The sequence below is a fragment of the Laspinema palackyanum D2c genome (assembly GCF_025370875.1).
In the GTDB taxonomy this organism is placed as follows: Bacteria; Cyanobacteriota; Cyanobacteriia; order Cyanobacteriales; family Laspinemataceae; genus Laspinema; species Laspinema palackyanum.
Genome location: NZ_JAMXFD010000018.1, coordinates 75,364 through 95,155 on the forward strand (window position 1 = coordinate 75,364; position 19,792 = coordinate 95,155).

Below are 19,792 nucleotides of genomic sequence, written 5' to 3' on the forward strand. Positions count from 1 at the left end.
CTCAACATGGACCAAAAATCTGGGGTATTGTCCCAGGACTCTAACACTGTTGTACCCCAGGACTAGAAAATCAAAAACTTTTGGAAACCAGAATCCCAGTCGGTTTAGATCCGGGAGCGTGAAGAGGTAAACTATCATTATCACCAAACCAGGCCAACGAACGCTCTTTTCAAAGAAAGGGTCCCGAACCGGAGGCTGCTCGTTTGTCCCCCTCGGTTAATTGGACCAGAACCCCTGCCCGATGGGCGAACGAGCGATCATCGCACCGTTAGCTCCTCGGCTCTTTGAATACCCCCAACAGTGGGTTACCCAAATTGACCGCACCAGAGGGTGGGGGGGTGAAAGCCTTAATTTTCCTGAGTGCTTTGGGGCCAATATAATAGGATTTATTTCTAAATTTTCAAAGGAAAACTACCTGTCACCCACTGTGTTGAAGACGCTTGCACTGTTAAACCCATCCCTCAAATGTCTCCAGTTGCATAAGCTGGAGGCAGTGGGGCTAAGACAAGCACGCCGCCATAGGGGCGGTCCGGTTAATCTATTTAGAGAGCTTTTCACCGAAGGGAAGTTATGAGTACAGTTCTGGTCGTAGAAGATAGCGTCACGCAACGGGAGATGATCTCAACCCTACTGAAAGAGAGTGGATTGAATGTTACCGTAGCAAGTGATGGCTTAGAAGCCCTGGAACGCATTCAGGAGACTTGCCCGGATCTCGTGGTACTCGATATTGTGATGCCTCGGATGAATGGCTACGAAGTTTGTCGTCGTCTCAAGGCTGATCCTAAAACCCAAAACGTTCCAGTGGTCATGTGTTCGTCAAAAGGTGAAGAATTTGATCGGTATTGGGGCATGAAGCAAGGCGCGGATGCTTACATTGCCAAACCGTTCCAACCCACTGAACTGGTGGGAACGGTCAAACAGCTACTCAGAAGATAGGGGACTGGCAATCATGGTGGGTAATCCTGACTTTTTAACGGGGATTGGCTTAGAACAAGCACCGGAATTTCAAGAATTAGAAAGCCCGGAAGGGGAGTTACATCTCCGTTTTTTCGTGCCTTCGGGCAATGAATTTGCGTTGAGTGCAACGGGGATTCGCGAGGTGATTTCCCAATCCCCCGATCGCATTACCCTGATTCCCAACGTCTCATCTTTACTGTTGGGAACCCTCAATATTCGAGGGCGGGTAATTTGGGTTGCGGATCTGGGTCAATTTCTCGGCGAACCTACAACCTTAAATACCGATCGCCCAGAGATTCCCGTGATCGCAGTCGAAGACCAAGACACTATACTAGGGTTAGCGGTTGATCAAATCGTCGGCATGGACTGGCTTGATGTAGAGCAGGTCCGACTGCCCACGAATGTTCCAGACAGTATGGCTCCTTTTTTACGCGGGGAATGGGTTATCCCATCTAAACAAGAAGTCAAAGAAGAAGAGGAGAAAATTTTGCGATTGCTGGATCAGGTGGCGATCGTGCGATCGGCACGATGGGCCGCATAAATAGCCCCGACCCGGGGGGTCGCCTAGGACTCACCATCCAGAGGAGTTAAAGCCAGATCAAGTGGATGAAAACCCCACGGGAGTGGGGCAACCTGACTAAAAGTTAACCGCAAGAGTTCTTTCACCGGCACGGATTCCCAGCATCACTCCTGCGTTTTCCGCTTTCTGGGACTCGGATCACAAGGAGGAATATCACCTTCTTTTCGAGAGGGTCGCTGTCTTCTTGAGCAGTAGGAAGCGTTCCCAGAGGCCTCGGGGTACGGACTGTTTACTGGAGTCTGGCGATCGCAACAGTCCCAGCCCCGACAACCCGAGTCAAGGTTTGAGCATTGATGGACGATTAGATCAAATGGTCCAAGGCTATCGTTACGTCCATACACTACACTCAGTTATAGCACACCTATTAAAAGCCGTCTGAATCAGGACGGGGCTTTAAATCCATTTTTTTTTGTAATATCAGTCTCCTAGAATCCCATCAAGGCAGTCCAGAAATCCAATGGATCTAACTAGAGTTTTAGTTAACCTTGATAAGATTTCACTAGAAAAATTGTAAGAGCGCACCAGGTAGGCACCGCCAGGAGGGGGCAAATGGTATCAAGTCCGGACTATCAGCAGGAGTACGAACAAGCTTTAACGGCCTATACCGAGAAAAATTATGAAGAAGCAGCGGGAATCGTCAATCAATTAGTGGCGAACTTTCCCGAGGATCCCAGTGCTCGACTCTTAGCCGGTCACATCTATTGTTATGGCTTGCAAATGTATGATGTGGCACTCGGTCAGTATGAAGGGGTGCTGAATCTGACGGATGACCCGGCTTTCGTTGAGGGAGCGTCCCAGGGCATGGAATACGCCAATCAGTACGCTACAGAAGGGATGCAGCCTTCGGATTATGGGTATGATGCGGATAACGAATTTCAATCCGCAACGGAGGATTTCGAGCCGGATTTTGATCAGATTCAATCAGAACAAGAGACCGCCTTGTTTGAGATCGAAGCCCCAGTCCAGAGTGATGAAGAAGAATTCTGGGAAGAAGAAGACTCCGCCCTGGGTTTGCATGACCGGGCTTACAATGAAGCCTTAGCCATCAACCAGATTGGGTCAGATTCATCGGACTTGAGTATGGAACTGCTGGATCCGGTGGACCCCAATCTTGAACTCGCATCAATGGAATTTGAGGAATTTGAGCCGTTGGAGTCCGGAGATTTAGGCACCGATTCGGCCAGGGAAGAGGACGGACTGCTCAATCCCTTTACCAGCGAAGAGGAGTATGAAGGGATTGAGGATGAAGACCCCTTTGCCATTGATGACGAAGAAATGCTCTCCGAGGTTCAAAACAACCAATGGAGAGATCCCCTGGCATCGGAGTTACCCGACTTTTTGCCGAGAGAGGATGAAATGCCCGATTTAGTCGGGGAGGAGACGGCGATCGGGGTCTCTAATCACTCCCCCTTTGATCGGGGCCATGACGATTTGGACCTGATGGATTTGGCAACGCCGTTTCAGGAGTTTGAAGATGCGTTTGCTTCGGAAGATGATATGGACTTCGAGTCCAATTCAGACCCCCTAGAAGAGGACGAAGCAACCAGTTATTACAACAACAATGGTTCGGCGATCGATTCAGATTTTGACCTATTCGATGCCGCTGATGATTTAGGGAATGATTTCAGCGAGGATGACCCAGACGAATCCCACCATCAGAATGGAAAGGGTACGGGGGATCCAGGTATTCCCTATGATCTTGACGAAGACTTCGACTTTAACTCTCCTTCTGAGGAGGAGGAAACCCTGTTAATGGGACGCAAACAGCTCGAACAGACTCAAGTGTTGAACTCGATTCCCAAAGCCTCGGGGCCGCCGTTCTCTCAGCCCAAAGGACTGGCGCAACCGGCAATAGAAGACGATGAAGACTACGATAGTAAGACCTTCGTTTCTGAACCCCTGAATGGATTCAACCGGGTGGATAGTTACGATTTAGAGGATTTTGACGACGCCTTTAGTGGGGGGAATGCCTTTGATGGGGAGGACAACGGCGAGGATTTTCAGCAGGGGCTTGCCACCTCGTCACCCATTGAAGAAGACGGGGTTGACTTTTTGGGGGAGTTCGATGATTTTGATGATTTCGGCAATATTCCCGATAATATTCCCGATTTCGATCTGTCGGAGGATACGACAGGTTCGAGTACAGGTGGATTCGGAATGGGCAGCATGGGCAGAAAAGCCACCTTCCGAGACATCGACGATAGCTACGATATTGGCGAAGATACGGATGGGTCGATCATTCGGGATGATGAAATTTTTCGGATCGCCGGAAGTGCTGAACAAGTTCCGGTGTTTACTCAACCGGAAAATCCTCCTATAGAAGCTGTTGCCAATACAGAACCGGGGATTTTGAGCTTTTTGGAAAATGCGTCCCTGGTGAAAAAATTCCTGTGGATTGCATTAATTTCTGGGGGGGTCTCAGCGATCGCCGCCGCTTCGGTTTCTTTTACGTTTTCCACTCAACGCAATTGGCCCCAACAACTGAAGGACCCGATGATGGCCTTAGCGGCTGGAGGGGCCAGCATTCTCACTTGTTTTGGGGTGGGCAGTGCTAGTGCCAAGTTGATTCGCCGTTCCCTAGACGATTTACAAGCGCAATTCGATACCATGTCTCAGGGCAATCTGTCCGCCCGCGCCACGGTTTATACCGAAGACGAATTTGGCCAGATTGCCGCTAAATTCAACCAAATGGGGCGAATCATCTACACCACCACCTCGGAAGCCCAGCGCAAAGCCGAAGAACAGGAACAGTCCAAGGAAGACTTACAACGACAAGTGATTCGCCTGCTGGATGATGTGGAAGGGGCGGCTAGAGGGGACCTCACGGTGCAGGCAGAAGTGACCGCTGATGTCCTCGGGGCAGTGGCTGACTCCTTTAATCTAACGATTCAAAACCTGCGGGAAATCGTTCTGCAAGTGAAACTCGCGGCGCGACAAGTGACCAAAGGAGCAACGGATAGTGAATCGTTTGCCCGGAGTTTATCCACAGATGCCCTGCGACAAGCTGAAGAACTGGCGGCTACCCTCAATTCTGTTCAGGTGATGACGGATTTGATTCAACGGGTGGCTGATAACGCTCGGGAGGCTGAAGAAGTGGCAAAATCTGCCTCGGCAACGGCTAAAAAAGGTGGAGAGGCGGTGGAACAGACGGTGGCCGGGATTCTGGAAGTCCGCGAAACCGTAGCAGAAACCACGCGCAAAGTCAAGCGATTAGCGGAATCGACGCAAGAAATTTCCAAAATTGTGGCCTTGATTGCGACGATCGCCGGACGGACCAACCTCTTGGCGCTCAATGCCAGTATTGAGGCGGCTCGTGCCGGGGAAGCGGGTCGAGGGTTTGCGATTGTTGCGGATGAAGTGCGTCAGTTGGCCGATCGCTCCGCTAAAGCGCTCAAAGAAATCGAGCAAATCGTGATGCAGATTCAGAGCGAGACTGGCGGGGTGATGGTGGCAATGGAGGAAGGCACCCAACAGGTGATTGAAGGGACAAAGCGGGCCGAACAAGCCAAACGGGCCTTGGAAAATATCATTCAGGTGACCAATCGCATCGATGTGTTGGTGCGATCCATTACCGCAGATACGGTGGAACAATCCCAAACCTCGCGATCGGTCGCCCAGGTGATGCAAGCGGTGGAACTCACCGCCCAGGAAACCTCCCAAGAAGCCCAGCGGGTCTCCGGTTCTCTGCAAAACCTCGTGGGGGTGGCGCGAGACTTGTTGACCTCGGTGGAACGGTTCCGAGTGGAAACCGGAGAGCGTCGCTAGGGTCTACAATCTGCCTGTAATACGGAATTCGGTTGCTCTAGGTCTATAAAAACCCACACACTGTTCTATGAGCGTTCCGTCAGGAAAGGGTGGGGAAAAAAGCGGACGAAGCCCGAGAAGCGCGGGCTCAAAGCGAAAACCGACTTTTACCAACCGGATTTGGTATAAGCACCGGCGAGGGGTTGAATCTCTACCGAGGTGTGGGGCTGAGTTGTTCATTGTAGAGATGCTCTAAAGCGTCTCTACAGTTGTTTAAAAACAACGGTCTGAGGGTCTTTCAGGGCGACAGCGATGCCTTTTGATCAGTGAAGCAGTAGGAATGGGTACATTGATTCCAGGTAACAAGCCGTCAAACCCATCAAGGACCGATGCTTTCGGAGGGACCTTCACCGGGACCTTAACTCTCAGAGGAGAGATTGTCACCGGCGGATGACAACCCCTCCGCCCGGTTGGAGGCGCTTCCAATCAGCAATATCCGGACCCTTCAAGGGGATAAAACTCCGTTAAATAAGCCGAGCAGACCCTTGTTTAACAAATAGGAATAGGAATGGGACACCCGCTATGCAGCCGGAACAACGAGAGCGAATAATGGGCTATTTTATTGAGGAGGCCACCGAACACCTCAATACAATAGAACAAGGGTTGCAAAATCTGTCGATCGCGGTACAAGATCCGTCTGTACTCGCGGAACTCTTTCGGGCGGCCCACTCGATTAAAGGGGGGGCAGGAATGCTGGAACTGGGTGCTATTCAACAGATTGCTCACAAACTCGAAGACGAATTTAAAGTGCTTCAGGATGTGCAAGTCGAAGTTGATCCCCAGCTCTCGTCTCTATTTGTGAGAGTGTTTCGGGGGCTTGAGGACACCGTGGCATTAATCCGCGTACCCGGTCCGATTGACGAAGCCAAAGGAGCTGCGATTTGTGCCGAAGTCCAACCGGCGATCGCTCAACTTCACCAGCATTTAGCCCAATTGGTCCAGGAGGGTCAAGAGAGTCCCTCGGCCTTCGTAACCCGCACCCAGAAAAGAATCCAGATGGGGGGCGAACTCACCCGCCTCCAGACTCCGCCCAAGCACAGAGGCGCAGAAGAAGACAGTGCCAAACAACTCATTTTTAAAAGTGACGTGTCTCGGCTGTTGCAAGAAATGGTGCATCTGTTGAAGCAGGGGGAAAATCCCGATCGCCAAGAACGGATGCAACAAATTTGCCGCCAATGGATACGAGCCGGAGAGCAATTCGATTTAAAATTGTGGTGTCATTTAATTGATAAGGCAGCCAAGGCGATCGCTAATCCCGAAAATAGCTATCGGGTGATTGCCCCTATTCTCATCAAAGAAATCCAAAAAGCTAGAGAACAAGTTCTCGGTGGCCATGCAGAAGCGATTACAGTCAGTCCAGAACTCGAAGGATTGCTACTGCCTCAACCCCAACAACCCAAGACTTCATCACCTAGCAAAATCATACCGCAAACTACTCATACAGACTCAAAATTTAATCCTATGTCTAATAACTTGTCCAACTCCGATCACAATCAACGACGGTCCGAAGGGCGCAACTCTACCAGAACCAAAAATCATGATTCAGAAAACAACCCAACCTGGGGTGAAGATAAACGGGCTGCCAAACCCACTTATAATAGTGGCCCGGAAGTAGGAGCAGCCGAACTCAACACCCTAGCCGACTTATTTGAAGGAGAGAGTTCCTATTTTGATGAAAACTGGGAAGGAGAAGAAGTTGTAGAAGAAGGGAATACCGGGGAAGGAACCCGGGAAACTCAACCCCCGGACCCGGGAGAACTGCTCGGTGCTACCGATGATTTTGACGATTTATTATTTGAAGATCCTGCGGGCAATCGAACGGAAATGAGTAGTCCGGACAATGACGAAGAGGATTTAGGCAACTTGTTCGGACTTGAGGGATTTGTGGAGATGGAGGATAGCAGCATCAGCGAAAATCCCCGGAATCCCTCCCCAGTAGAACCCATCAAGTCCTCCAATCAAAAACTAGATGACTTGGGAGAGTTGTTTGAGGAAGTCGCCACAGAAGAACTGAAAGAACCCGATGATTGGGAGCAAATGTGGGATGATGAACCCCTAGATGCGGTCAGTGAAATTGCTCCACCCGCAACGGATGCGGAGTTCTCCCTAGAGATAGCTGACGATTCAGAATTTAGGGATTTGCTGGAAATCAATGGATTTGAAAGTGGCACGGAAGCTGGGGGAACCCCGGTGGAACCGGAACTGGCAACTGAAATCCCCATTGATGAGGAAGATTTTGACGACTTGTTTGGAGAGACAACTGAGGAGGGGGATTCCTCCTCAAGGGTTACGGCGTCTGAGGAATCATTGGATTGGTTCGACTCCGAGCCCTCAGAAACTGTAGCCACAGAAGACGACTTGACGGATTTATTTGAACTCGACACCGCCCCTGCTCCGTCAATTCAAGCCCCGAGAGCGCCGGTAACGCCAGGAAAACCGGCCCAGACTTCGGGTCAGTCCGACGAGTTTTGGTTGGACTTTGAGGACACCGATTCAGAGCCTCAGTCTGATGTATTAGAAGCGCTGGATGGCCTGTTTGATGATGAACCGTCCCCGAAGAGCGCAGATCTTGACCTCATAGAAGAGTCGTCTTTAGATTCTGAACTGTTTGGGGAGGAACTCGCCCAAGGTGATGATAACAACCTCTTCGAGGAGAGTCAGAGCAACCTGGATGGTGAAGATTGGAATTGGGACCTGGATCCGGAGAGTTCGGAAGAGAACGAAGACACCAGCGATTTTTATCAAAACTTGGAGTCCCTGTTCGATGAACCGACGGGGCGATCGCCAAACCTCGATGTCAACCAAACGGCCCCACCCCCCCAAGGGCCATCTAAGGCAACCCTTCCTGGGTCTGGATTTTCTTCGTCTCCAGAGGCGAATTTAGACTTTGACGAGTTGTTTGGTCAGCCTCAGTCCGTCTCCTCTGTCTCTGTTGAAGCCAAGCCCGTTCACATCTCTGAACCGATCCGAGAGCGTCTTGATTTGCCTCCGGAACCCCAACTGACCCAGGGGGCCGATATTTTTACCGAATTAGACTACTTGTTAGCAATGGGGCCGCTGAAAGCCAGTTTTGAGGAGTTAGAACTCCTATTAAATCCGGTGAGTAGTCCGCAGACTGGGAAAACTACTAGCCCTTCTACTACTCCGCCTCCCTTGGCTGCAACTAGAAATACCGAAAACTCATCCTCGGGTTTACCCGGAAAGGCTCCCGCTCCGGCGGATGCGGGGTGGGGCGAGCTGGAGGACCTGGTGGTGAGTGATACGGGATCGCAACCGGCGGGCCGAATCGCCCCCAGGCGAGGGAGCTTTGAGCAGACGATGCGGGTCCCGGTGCGACAATTAGACAACCTGAGTAATCTGGTGGGGGAACTGGTTGTTAATCGCAATAGCATCGAGCAGAATCAGGAACGGATGCGGCAGTTTTTGGATAATTTGCTGCATCAGGTTTCTCAACTGACGGATGTCGGGCAGCGGATGCAGGATTTGTACGAGCGCTCGCTCCTGGAGATTTCCCTGCTGGCTTCGCGACAAAACTACCACTTTATGGTAGGGAATAGTAATAGCCATAAGGACCACGGCAATAACGGTTCCGATTGGAGTGCCTTGGAAATGGATCGGTTCACGCCGTTCCATAGTCTGTCCCAAGATATTTTGGAATTGATTGTTCGAGTCCGGGAATCGGCTTCGGATATTGAATTTTTGGTGGATGAAACTGAACAGGTGACCCGGCAACTGCGCCAGGTGACGACTCAGTTACAAGAGGGACTGACGCGATCGCGCATGGTGCCTTTTGCTCAAACTGCCGATCGCCTACCCCGTGGGGTCCGGGATAATGCGATTAAGTTTGGCAAACAGGTCGAGCTTCAGGTTGAGGGTCGCGAAACCCTGATCGATAAGATGATTCTGGAGCAACTCACAGATCCCATGACCCATTTGGTCAACAATGCTCTGGCTCACGGGGTGGAAACTCCCGAGGAGCGCCGGAAAAAGGGTAAACCTCCGGTGGGTCGGATTGTAGTCCGGGCTTTCCACCAAGGGAACCAAACGGTGATTTCGGTCTCTGATGATGGCGCGGGGATTGATTCGGAAAAGGTAAAAGCCAAGGCATTACAACGGGGGCTAATTTCGCCGGAAGTGTCGAATAGCATGACTCGCTTGGATGTCTATGATTTACTGTTTATGCCCGGATTTAGTACCAAGGATCAAGCCGATGATTTGTCCGGTCGCGGGGTGGGGATGGATGTGGTTCGGACCTGCTTGAGCGCCATTCGTGGGGTGGTGACGATTGATTCGACGATGGGTAAGGGGACGACTTTTACGATTCGGTTGCCCCTGACTTTGAGTATTTCTAAGGCCCTGTGCTGTATTAGCGATCGCGCCCGGATTGCGTTCCCGATGGATGGGGTGGAAGATATGATTGATGTCCCCCGCGATCGGATTCAAACCAAGGAAAATGGTCAGACGTTTATTCCCTGGCGGGATACGATGTTGCCGTTCCGTCACCTGCGCGAACTGTTGGTTTACAATCGTCATATCCCACGGGGGGGTACTATCTATGTGGGGAATACGGAAGAGGATATCATTTCTGTGGTGGTCCTGCGTTCCTCTGATAACTTCCTGGCGCTTCAGGTGGATCAGGTGTTAGGAGAACAGGAAATCGTGATTAAACAGCTTGAAGGACCTGTTCCGAAGCCTGTGGGCGTTGCTGGGGCAACGGTGATGGGGGATGGCCGCATTGTGGCGATCGCGGATGTTTTAGAATTGCTCGATTTGGCGGCTGGACGTGTCCGGCGAGAAGGCCACACGGTGTGGGATCCTAAGGACAAAACGATTCAGCCACCGATGGAGATCGAGCCACAGGTGATCGACCCGACGGTCCTGATTGTGGATGATTCGATTACGGTGCGTGAACTGTTGTCCATGACCTTTAATAAGGCCGGATACCGGGTGGAACAGGCGCGGGATGGTCAAGAAGCTTGGGAAAAAATGCGATCGGGTCTTCCCTACGATTTGGTCTTCTGCGATATTGAAATGCCCCGGATGGATGGGTTGGAACTGCTCTCGCGAATGCAGAAGGACCCGCAACTCACGACCCTGCCGATCGCGATGCTCACCTCTCGCGGTGCGGACAAACACCGGCAAATGGCGATTCAAATGGGAGCCAGTGGCTATTTCACGAAGCCCTATTTGGAGGAATCGTTACTGGAAGCTGCCGGACGAATGCTTAAAGGTGAAAAGCTGGTCTCCCTGAAAGCGGAGGCGGGGGTTTAGCCTGAGTTTCTAGGGTAATAAAAAGCGCGATCTCTGTGGAGCGATCGCGCTTTTTATTTCGGGGAAGTTCTCTTGAAGTTGCTGAGACCGAACAGAAGAGAACGACTGAAGTCGTTATAGCGGTTCTCATCTCTATAAGGTACAGCGATGGCGGCCCCAAACCCCTCTCCCAAGAAGGGAGAGGGGCTTTGAATTGTACCTCATGAGTCTGGGAATTGCTATACTACGAACTGGGGAAAGATAACGACTGAAGTCGTTACTACGAACTGAAGAGAACGACTGAAGTCGGGACATTGAACTTAAGAAAAGATAACGACTGAAGTCGTGAGGTTGAGCATTAGCAATTTCCCTTTTATTGTTTGTCCTTGCCCTGTTGAGGGATGATTTGGGATGAGGTTGGATGGGAGGGGGGCAGGGTAGGTTTAGGCCACCTCAGAAAGCTGCTGGTCTTCATGTTCTATTTTGAAGACATTGGCATAGAGGTTAGCCACAATTTGTTTACCTTGTTGGGTCAAATTTAGGTAAGCCAGAGCCTGGGTAATAAAGGGAAAAACGCCATGCCAGTAGAATTTGGGATAGTTCCGACGAAGGTCTCCGGGATGGCGGTAGTTGAGCTTTTTGTTGGCTCCGGTTTCATCAAACTCATAAAATAATGCCGCAATTTTTTGCAAGTAGCGGGGATCACTTAATTGACCGATCAAATCTGCCGCTCTAACCATTCCCGCATAATTAAAAGTATCTTTATGATCTTCATCTACCGGAACGGGAAAGCGCGTGAGTTCGATATTCCGTTTAATGATTTCTGCATCAATGAGTCGGTGACCTCCGAAACGTTCGGAGATGAAAAGTTTGCCGCGATCGACGTGATAGGGGGTTAAACTGGCATCGGTCGCGCCAAAGGGAATGGGTACTTTCAGGCCATCTCTGCCGGTGGCATAGAGTCGTTTGCTATCTTCATCTTGGCGACAGACTCCCTTGACATAGCCAATATCATGACACAACAAGGAAATAATGAAATGCAGCCAATCTTCGCAGGATACGCCGCCTTCTCGAATATGTTTACCGCGCAGGATTTCTTGCCCGACTAATGTGACCAAAATGGTATGTTCTACGTTGTGATACAGGGCATCACTGTTGGCAATATTTTCTAATGCCATACCACCGGCCCAAGCCAGGATTTCTGCGTAATCCGGTTTATATCCTCCGTAGGTCCGATGGTAGCCTTCTTGCAGGCGTTCCACGAAAGCTTCAATGAGTAGTGCTGTTGAATTAAACATCTTCCGTCTTCTCAATCAAACTAAGTCTTAAAGTTGGGGCATGGTTCTTGACCACTCAGAGGGCTTTTAAGATCGGACCCCCCCAGAATTGGGGGTGTATCGCCTTTCCCTCTGGATTGGGCTTTGAGGTTGGAGCGACATCCCGCCTGGGGAACATCAGGGGTGAAACCCACTCATTGCCCAGGCGGATTTCGAGATTGAAATGGCTGGGTTCCATTCGGTTTAGGAGGACACCCAGTCCACCTATTGTTTTGAGGTTTCCCTAAATGCTTCTATTATGAATTAAACCCGATCCAGATGATGTGATGCGAGTCATTTGACCTATGTGACAATGGAGTTGTCTGTGGAGGGCCTAAAGGCTAGAATCGGCTGAATTCTAGGGGGATCATGATGGCTCAAACGATTTTTTGACTCAAAAATTAAAAATTCATGACTTTAAATTGATCCCCGTCGGATTAGAGATTCTCCCCTAGGGTATCGATGGACCCCCGGGAAGGAGGCCCTAACCTTTAGGGGGATGGAATATCTGAAACGGTCTCCGGTAAAAAGTTCCCCTTCAGGGAGTATCCAATATTGATTCCTGATACCTCTTCGATTCGGCGACGGAGCGAAGGTTGAGTGGGTGAGCGATCGCCGGTTAGGGAACTCCCCCGGGGTCTGTGGTGGATTGCACCAGGGGAAGTTCGATCACGAACTCTGCGCCTTGATCTGGGGTGGAATTGCAGGAGAGTTGTCCTCCATGTTTTTGGACGATGATCTGGTAACTAATGGAGAGTCCCAATCCTCTGCCTTTGCCAACGGGTTTGGTGGTAAAGAAGGGGTCAAATAAGCGCGATCGCCCAGATTCGCTGATTCCGGGACCATTATCTTTAATCCGAATCAACAGGGTTTGGCGATCGGTTAACGCCGTAGAAATCCGAATCGAAGGCACGAAATCAGGGGCGTTGGGATTGGCTTTCTGAGCTTTGAGGCGATCGGGTAAAATATCGCTTAAAACATCGATCGCATTATTTAAGAGATTAAAAAACACTTGGTTGAGTTCGCCTGGATAACAGAGAATTGGCGGGATTTCCCCATACTCTTTAATCAATTCAATCTCTTGTCCATCCGCTATTTTAAATCGGTGCTTCAATAAAACCAGAGTGGTTTCTAAATTCTCATGAATATCAACTTTTTTAACTCCGGCTTCATCCATGAGAGAAAACTTCCGCAAGGACAAAACAATTTGATTAATCCGTTCTGCTCCAGCGGCAATTGAAGTCATCATTTTTCTTAAATCATCAGTTAAATAATCAAAATCTAACTCTTCCATTACTTTGCCCACCTTCTCATTGGGAGGGTGTTCTTGTTGATAAATTTCCAGAAGATTGACTAAATTAGAAATAGCACTCTGAACATGAGAGATATTTCCATAGATAAAATTAACCGGATTATTGATTTCATGGGCAATTCCGGCGACTAATTGACCCAAGCCCACCATTTTTTCATTTTGAACCAATTTGACTTGAGCCTCTTGCAGATCCGTTAAGGCTTGTTGGATTTTTTGCTTTTGATGGCGCATGATGGCTTCTGCCTGGAGTTTGGCGGCATCAGCCTGTTTGCGGGAGGAAATATCCCGGGCGATCGCCAGCACCTCGGATGGGCCACTTTTGACATAGCGAACTTCATAAGACACCCACCGATCTTGATTTTTATCCCGTTGGATATACTCCGCAAGCTGGAGTTCTGAAGTCAGGAGAGTTTGCTGGACATAATGCATAATCCAAATGGCTAAATCCTCGGATAAAACCTGATTAATATGCTTTCCTACAAAACTCGAATCAGCAGCTAACGATTCGGAAATCGGAAAAATATGGGGCGTCAAATCCTGACTCTTGGAATAATCCGTGGGATTCTCTGAACTCTCTTCGCGCTCATCAGGCTCCCTTAAAGAGGGGCTCCGATAATCTAAGAAAAATCCATCCTCGCCAATGCGAAACATCACATCAGGAATCGCATTGACCAATGCCAGATTTTTCGCTTCACTGACCTCCAAAGAGCGTTGAGCCTGTTGGCGCTCAGTAATTTCCTGTTGTAAACAGAGATTTTTTTCTTCAAGATTAATCTGAAGTTGGCGTAACTTTAGATGAGTTTGAACTCGGGATAAAACCTCGGCTTCTTGGAAGGGTTTAGAAATATAATCAACCCCTCCGGCTTCAAAGGCTTTGACTTTATCCTCCACGTCATTCAAGGCACTTAAAAAAATCACGGGAATTTGGCGAGTGGTTTCCTGCTGCTTCAAGCATTTGCAAACTTCATAACCATCCATCCCCGGCATCATGACATCCAGCAGGATTAAATCGGGCAAGGCATTTTTACAGACGGTTAAAGCCATGTCTCCCTTCAAGGCTTTACAAACCCGGTAGCCATTATCAGTCAATACAGAGGACAATAGGCGCAGGTTATCTGGAGTATCGTCCACTACCAAAATATTCGGGCGATTGTTTTGGGGTTCCCGGGGCTTATTTAATTCGCCTAGAGCGTAATTCATGCCTCCTCCTGTTCCGTTAATTCAATAATCATTTCAAAATCAAAGTTTTTGGTTAATTCTCTCAAGGTATGAGCGAGATGGCTCTTCTCAGATGGTATGAATTCCAGTAATTCAAAAATTCCTTCATCGTAACCTTGAGAAGCAAATTGATAAAGATTGGTGACAAATTCGGAGGGCATTTCAAATAAATATTTTTTAAGTTCATCTCGATTTAAGAGGTTAGATTTAGAGGATGATTCTTGGGTACAGGGAGGATTTTTTTGTGCATAACGATAGGTAACCCCTAGATGAGTGGATATTTTTTCTAGGAGGACTTCTTCTCGAAACGGTTTGTGGAGAAAATCATCACAACCGCAAGCTAAAATCCCTTGTCTTTCTTCTTCAAAAGCGCTGGCAGTCAGAGCGATAATCACGGTTTCTTGTCCTTTCAGACTCGCTTTAATCTGTTGGGTTGCTTGATAACCGTCTAGGACGGGCATCCGCATATCCATACAAATCAAATGAGGGTCCCAACTGGACCAGAGGGCGATCGCCTCTTGACCATTTTCGGCTTCGCGGACCTCAAACCCGATCTCGGAAAGCAGGGTCACTAAAAACCGCCGATTATTAACCGCATCATCGACGACTAAAATCCGATAGCGTTCCTGATCACAGTCTAACCCAATCACTTGTCCAGGGGTTTGAACCGGAGGTTCTGGGAGTGCGTTGATTTCTACAATTTGAATCTTAAAGCTAAACACCGTTCCGACTCCCTGGGTGCTGCTGACGTGAATATCTCCTCCCATTAATTGAACAAATTTGCGACTAATCGGCAATCCTAATCCTGTGCCTTGCTGGGATTTGCGGCCCGTTTCCGTTTGGGAAAAGGGTTCAAATAGCTGAGTCATTTCTTCCGGCGCAATGCCAGCTCCGGTATCGGCAATTTCAATGCAAAGAATTGATGGTGTTTCGGAGAAAATCGGGGAATTATTTAGGGAGTTATTGTTTAAATAGGATTCTAGTTTCGCCCGCAAGGTCACCCCACCCGAGTTTGTGAATTTAATAGCATTTCCTAACATATTAAATAAAACCTGCCGCAATTTGCTTTCATCAGAGACTATTATTTCCGGCAAGTTTTTATCCAATTCAAAATTTAGGGTTAAGCCTTTGATTTGGGCTTGAACCTTCAACATTGCTTCTAGGTTTCTGATTAAAGAAATTAAATGAAAGGAAGTTGGGTTAAAAATGGTTCTCCCCGCTTCAATTTTAGACATTTCCAGAATATCATTAATTAACGAGAGTAAATGTTCTCCCGCTTGATTGATAATTCTCAAGTGTTCCTGGTGTTGGGGGCGATCGGATGAATGGCGATTCATCAGTTGGGTAAATCCTAGAATCGCATTCAGTGGGGTTCGCAATTCGTGACTCATGTTCGCGAGAAATTCACTTTTAGCTTGGTTAGCCGCATCCGCCGCGATCGCCGCTTTTTGGAGGGCTTCTGATTGCTTCTTGGTTTGTTCGAGCAATTCCGCTTGCTGCAAGGCAACCCCCAATTGATTGCCAATTTGGATGACAATCTTGCGATCGCTTGGTTGCCACTCTCGCGGGCGATCGCTTTCGTAAGCGGCTAATAATCCCCACAGTTTTGAGCCGCAAAAAATCGGGACAATCATGTAAGCTCTAACGTGAAATTCTTCTAAGCGTCCTAAGTAACAACGGCTAAAGTTGCGTTGATAAATGTCTTCCACCACCAAGCAATTCTCGTCTCGGTTAAAATCACCCCCTCCAGTCTGAATCAAATGGGTATCTTGCCACTCTACACAAGAATTAATCAGAACTTGCATCTGGCAAAGTTGCTCCGGATCCGGTTGAGCGGATAGGTACAGGGATTGGTGGTTTCTTTGCAAGACTGAAACTCGTGGTGATCTGACGGCTTCCGAAACAAACTCGCCACTGTAGTCCGGATTAAAACGGTAAATCGCAACAATATCACAGCTTAAACATCCTTGCAATTCTTCCGTAGTTGCCGCAAAAATTGTCCCTAAATCTAGGGATTGACGAATCCGCTGGACTGCGGAAGCGACTGCCTTTTCCCGTTCGGCACTTTCCCGCAAGGCGGCTTCACTTTCTCTGAGGTGGGTAATATCCGTTGCTGTGCCTAAAAGTTGCTTGACGATGCCCTCTTCTGTTCTGGAGAAAATCGTTTCCCGAGCTAAAACAGTGCGCCATTCTCCCTGAATATTTCTGATCCGATATTCCAGTTCAAAAATCTCTCCCTCTTGCGCTTGCGAGAGGGTTTTAAAATGTTCGGGAATTTTGTCCAAGTCTTCGGGGTGAATCAGGGATGTTAACAAATTAGGCCCCAATTTGGAAACTTCTTCATCAGAATAGCCCAACATTTTGGCAAGTTCTCGGTTGACATAAATGTTCCTCTGCTCTAAAATGTCGTAAATATATAAGAGGTTGGGAGAAGTATCCGCGATGTTCTGCACGAAGCGTTGGCTGGCTTGCAAAGCTTCTTCGGCTTTTTGACGCTCAATTAGTTCAGCCTTGGCTTGCTCAAATAAGATGGATTGTTGAACAGCGATCGCCAGTTGTCCGGCAATAGAGCGCAGGGATTCTATCTCCGAGGGATGCCATTCGCGGGTACTTCGGCAATGATGGGCAATCAGTAAACCCCACAAATTTTGTTCTTTTAAAATCGGAATGACCAGTTGAGCCTTAATCTTGAGGGTTTTTATTAACACCGCAAGACAAGGGAAATCTGTAACTAACTCGGTATTTTCAATGGCTACAATTTCCCCCTGAGCGTAACGGTCCAGTTCCAGTTGGCTAAAGCATTCCTGGGGAAAAGTATTCCCGTTAATCTCAGGGGCCAGGGGATCGAACGAGTGGGTAACCACGATGCCGGTGCCATCGGGATCAACTCGATAAATTAACAGGCGATCGTTCGATAAAAATTGGCGAACTTCGTGGGCAGCAGTTGTTAAAACTTCTTCTAAATTCAAGGAGGAACGAATCCGGTCTTGAATCGCATTGAGTAATTGCTCCCGCTTGAGTTGCTGTTCCAGTGCAATTTCCGCTTGCTTGCGATCGGTGATGTTAAAACTCGTCCCAATCAGCCGGTAAATGCGATCGCTACTGTCAAAAATTGGGCTTAAGTGGGCCAACCACCAACTTTCTTGGCCTTCTAAGGGTAGCTTTTCTTCATAGGTTATCCGTTCTCTAGTTTCGATGCAGTGGCGATACCTTTGCATCACCTCCTCAGCGACGGATGGAGGCAACAGCTGTTCGGGGGTGGTTCCGGTCATTTCTTCCGCAGAAATCTGCCAAATCCGTTCATGGGTGGGATTACTATCAAAGTAGCGAAACGTGCCATCTGCCAAGACATCCACAATAAAAATAGCCATTTCTACCCCTTCATAGATGCTGCGTAAAAACTGTTCGCTTTCTTTTAGAGAGGCTTCGGCTTGAATCTGCTCTGTAACATCTTCAAAATACACCAAAATCCCCTCATGGGCGGGATAAGCATGAATCTTAAACCAGCGATTCATGGGGGGATAAAATTCCAAAAATTCCCGGCTGATGTTTTCCGCAACAACCCGTTGGTATTCTTCATAAAATCTCCCTTGCCTCGCTTCGGGAAATTCCACCCAAAGACTTTGACCCAGGAGTTCTTTGGTTTTTTTTTGAAAGAGCAGTTCAGCTTGGGGATTAATATAAGTAAATCGCCAATGGGAATCCAGAAAAAAGAAGGCATCCGTAATACTTTCTAGGATATCCGTTACCCGATTTGTAGCGGCTTCTGCTTCGGCGCGCGCGGCTTTCAGTTCCCCCTCAAGTCGGGACCGTTCCTGCAATTCCTGTTCTCGCAGGGCAATTTCCTCCAGGAGGCGTTCGTTTAACTGATTTAGCTCAATCCCTCCGCGATTCACTTGCTCTTTTAACACCTCTAGGGTTCTGTAAATTTCAAGCGGGTCGAGGGCTTCTAACAGGCTGGTTTGAGTGAGTATGCCTGCTAAATTTCCCGATTCATTCACCACCACTAAGGGGCGAATTTCATGTTCTTCCATTAATTGATGAGCATCCCACAAGGAATTCCCGGTTTTAATTGGAAGAAACGGGGTATTCATGACCTCGGAGACGACAATTTCTGCTAAGTTTAAATTTAGAGCCTGAAATTTAACGATATCCCGTTCGTTAATCATCCCAATCGGTACCGTTCCTGAGTGATGGTTGGGGTCAACAATGACAATACAACTGACCTGCTCTAGGGTCATTTTTTGAGTGATTTCCCTCAGAGAAACGGTCTGGGGTAAGTGAATCACGCGATCGCTCATCACCTGAGCGACTTGCTGGCATTTTAATAAATCTGTGGGTTGAAGGGCTTGGCGGATACTATTTTGGGTAATCACCCCCAGGATATTTCCGGACTCATCAATAGCGGGTAAGTGGCGAATTTTGTGCTGGCGCAGGGTTGATAATACGGAAAAAATATCTAAGTCAGCGGAAACCACGATCCGGACTGGATCGCGGGTCATAATTGCTGCAACCTTGACGATGTTAAGGTCGATCGCCTCTGCGGTCATTCTGACTATATCGCGTTCGGTCAAAATTCCGACTATCTGATGATTCTCCACGACTAATGCACAACTGGAACGCTGTTGATTCATGAGGGCGATCGCCTCACTCGCCCCGGTATCTGGCGCGATCATTAACGAGTTTTTTTCAATAATATGAATCCGGGCTAAATTCATGTTCTATCTATGCTTATTTACTTCAGTTTATACTGTCCTTTCCCTTGGAACTCAACCGGCTTGAATCCGTTGGATTTATTTCCAAGAAACTAACGGGTTTTATTGAGCAACGCTAAATCGGTAAAATTTTCAGATGTTCCCCGGGGATGGGTTGACTATTTTTATCCGGATAGAGCTTAGTTTAATAATGTGTAGACCCCAGTGATAGGCTTGAGATGGAAGTAAAGCCAAGCTAAAAAGTGTTCAATTTATTTTAATTTACTAGCTCCTGAAAGGAGATTTTACATATCTTTACAATTCTTAAGGGACGGCCCATCGCGAATTAAGGGAGTTAGGGTCCGCAACGGGCACAGGGACGGACTTGGGTTATTTTGATTCCCTTGATTCCCTCTATTAGCGGCTCTCCATCCCTTCTTCTAACATCCTGCACCGGAGCGACCCTGCCAATTAGAGTAACCCACTCAATCGGCTTGGACCGATTTAAAACAGTAATTTTACAGGATAAAGCCCCTTTTGACAACCTTTTTCCCTCATCTTTATCGGTGGAAATTTTGATGGGGGAAGGGCAGAAACTGCCTGGGGTGAATCGGAGGGATTGAGCAACCCGATCGCGATTGGGAAACCTCATCCGATTGAT

At 48.4% G+C, this 19,792-nt stretch carries 7 protein-coding genes; 4 read left to right on the forward strand and 3 right to left on the reverse strand.

The genetic code is table 11. From position 1 onward, the window contains the following. Positions 1 to 570: 570 nt before the first annotated feature. From NG795_RS19380 to NG795_RS19395, 4 genes are all read left to right on the forward strand, one after another. Complete coding sequence (locus tag NG795_RS19380) at positions 571 to 936, forward strand: response regulator transcription factor (protein ID WP_254566766.1); 366 nt, start codon at positions 571 to 573, stop codon at positions 934 to 936. 13 nt (positions 937 to 949) lie between these two features. Then, complete coding sequence (locus tag NG795_RS19385; protein ID WP_367290291.1) at positions 950 to 1,498, forward strand: chemotaxis protein CheW; 549 nt, start codon at positions 950 to 952, stop codon at positions 1,496 to 1,498. A 588-nt stretch (positions 1,499 to 2,086) separates the two neighbouring features. After that, a complete protein-coding gene (locus NG795_RS19390; protein WP_367290292.1) occupies positions 2,087 to 5,302 on the forward strand; it encodes a methyl-accepting chemotaxis protein in 3,216 nt (1,071 codons plus the stop codon). A 588-nt stretch (positions 5,303 to 5,890) separates the two neighbouring features. Then, positions 5,891 to 10,612, forward strand: a complete 4,722-nt coding sequence (locus tag NG795_RS19395) for a hybrid sensor histidine kinase/response regulator (RefSeq protein WP_367290293.1) — start codon at positions 5,891 to 5,893, stop codon at positions 10,610 to 10,612. A 422-nt stretch (positions 10,613 to 11,034) separates the two neighbouring features. Here NG795_RS19395 and NG795_RS19400 read toward each other — a convergent pair whose 3' ends face one another. The 3 genes from NG795_RS19400 to NG795_RS19410 all read right to left on the reverse strand — a co-directional run bounded on the left by NG795_RS19400 (position 11,035) and on the right by NG795_RS19410 (position 19,155). Then, positions 11,035 to 11,889 carry an Npun_R2479 family HD domain-containing metalloprotein gene (locus NG795_RS19400; RefSeq protein ID WP_367290294.1) on the reverse strand — a complete coding sequence of 285 codons (855 nt, stop codon included), beginning with the start codon at positions 11,887 to 11,889 and terminating at the stop codon, positions 11,035 to 11,037. A 637-nt stretch (positions 11,890 to 12,526) separates the two neighbouring features. Next, a complete protein-coding gene (locus NG795_RS19405; protein ID WP_367290295.1) occupies positions 12,527 to 14,419 on the reverse strand; it encodes a response regulator in 1,893 nt (630 codons plus the stop codon). After that, positions 14,416 to 19,155: a CBS domain-containing protein gene (locus tag NG795_RS19410; protein ID WP_367290296.1), complete on the reverse strand. Its 4,740-nt coding sequence runs from the start codon at positions 19,153 to 19,155 to the stop codon at positions 14,416 to 14,418. Before NG795_RS19410 ends, NG795_RS19405 begins: the two co-directional genes overlap by 4 nt. Positions 19,156 to 19,792 lie beyond the last annotated feature (637 nt).

Excerpts from the sequence above, each read along its gene's own strand:
- NG795_RS19380 (WP_254566766.1), top strand. The coding sequence starts at position 571 with ATGAGTACAGTTCTGGTCGTAGAAGATAGCGTCACGCAACGGGAGATG.
- NG795_RS19385 (WP_367290291.1), top strand. The coding sequence starts at position 950 with ATGGTGGGTAATCCTGACTTTTTAACGGGGATTGGCTTAGAACAAGCA.
- NG795_RS19390 (WP_367290292.1), top strand. The coding sequence starts at position 2,087 with ATGGTATCAAGTCCGGACTATCAGCAGGAGTACGAACAAGCTTTAACG.
- NG795_RS19395 (WP_367290293.1), top strand. The coding sequence starts at position 5,891 with ATGGGCTATTTTATTGAGGAGGCCACCGAACACCTCAATACAATAGAA.
- NG795_RS19400 (WP_367290294.1), bottom strand. The coding sequence starts at position 11,889 with ATGTTTAATTCAACAGCACTACTCATTGAAGCTTTCGTGGAACGCCTG.
- NG795_RS19405 (WP_367290295.1), bottom strand. The coding sequence starts at position 14,419 with ATGAATTACGCTCTAGGCGAATTAAATAAGCCCCGGGAACCCCAAAAC.
- NG795_RS19410 (WP_367290296.1), bottom strand. The coding sequence starts at position 19,155 with ATGAATTTAGCCCGGATTCATATTATTGAAAAAAACTCGTTAATGATC.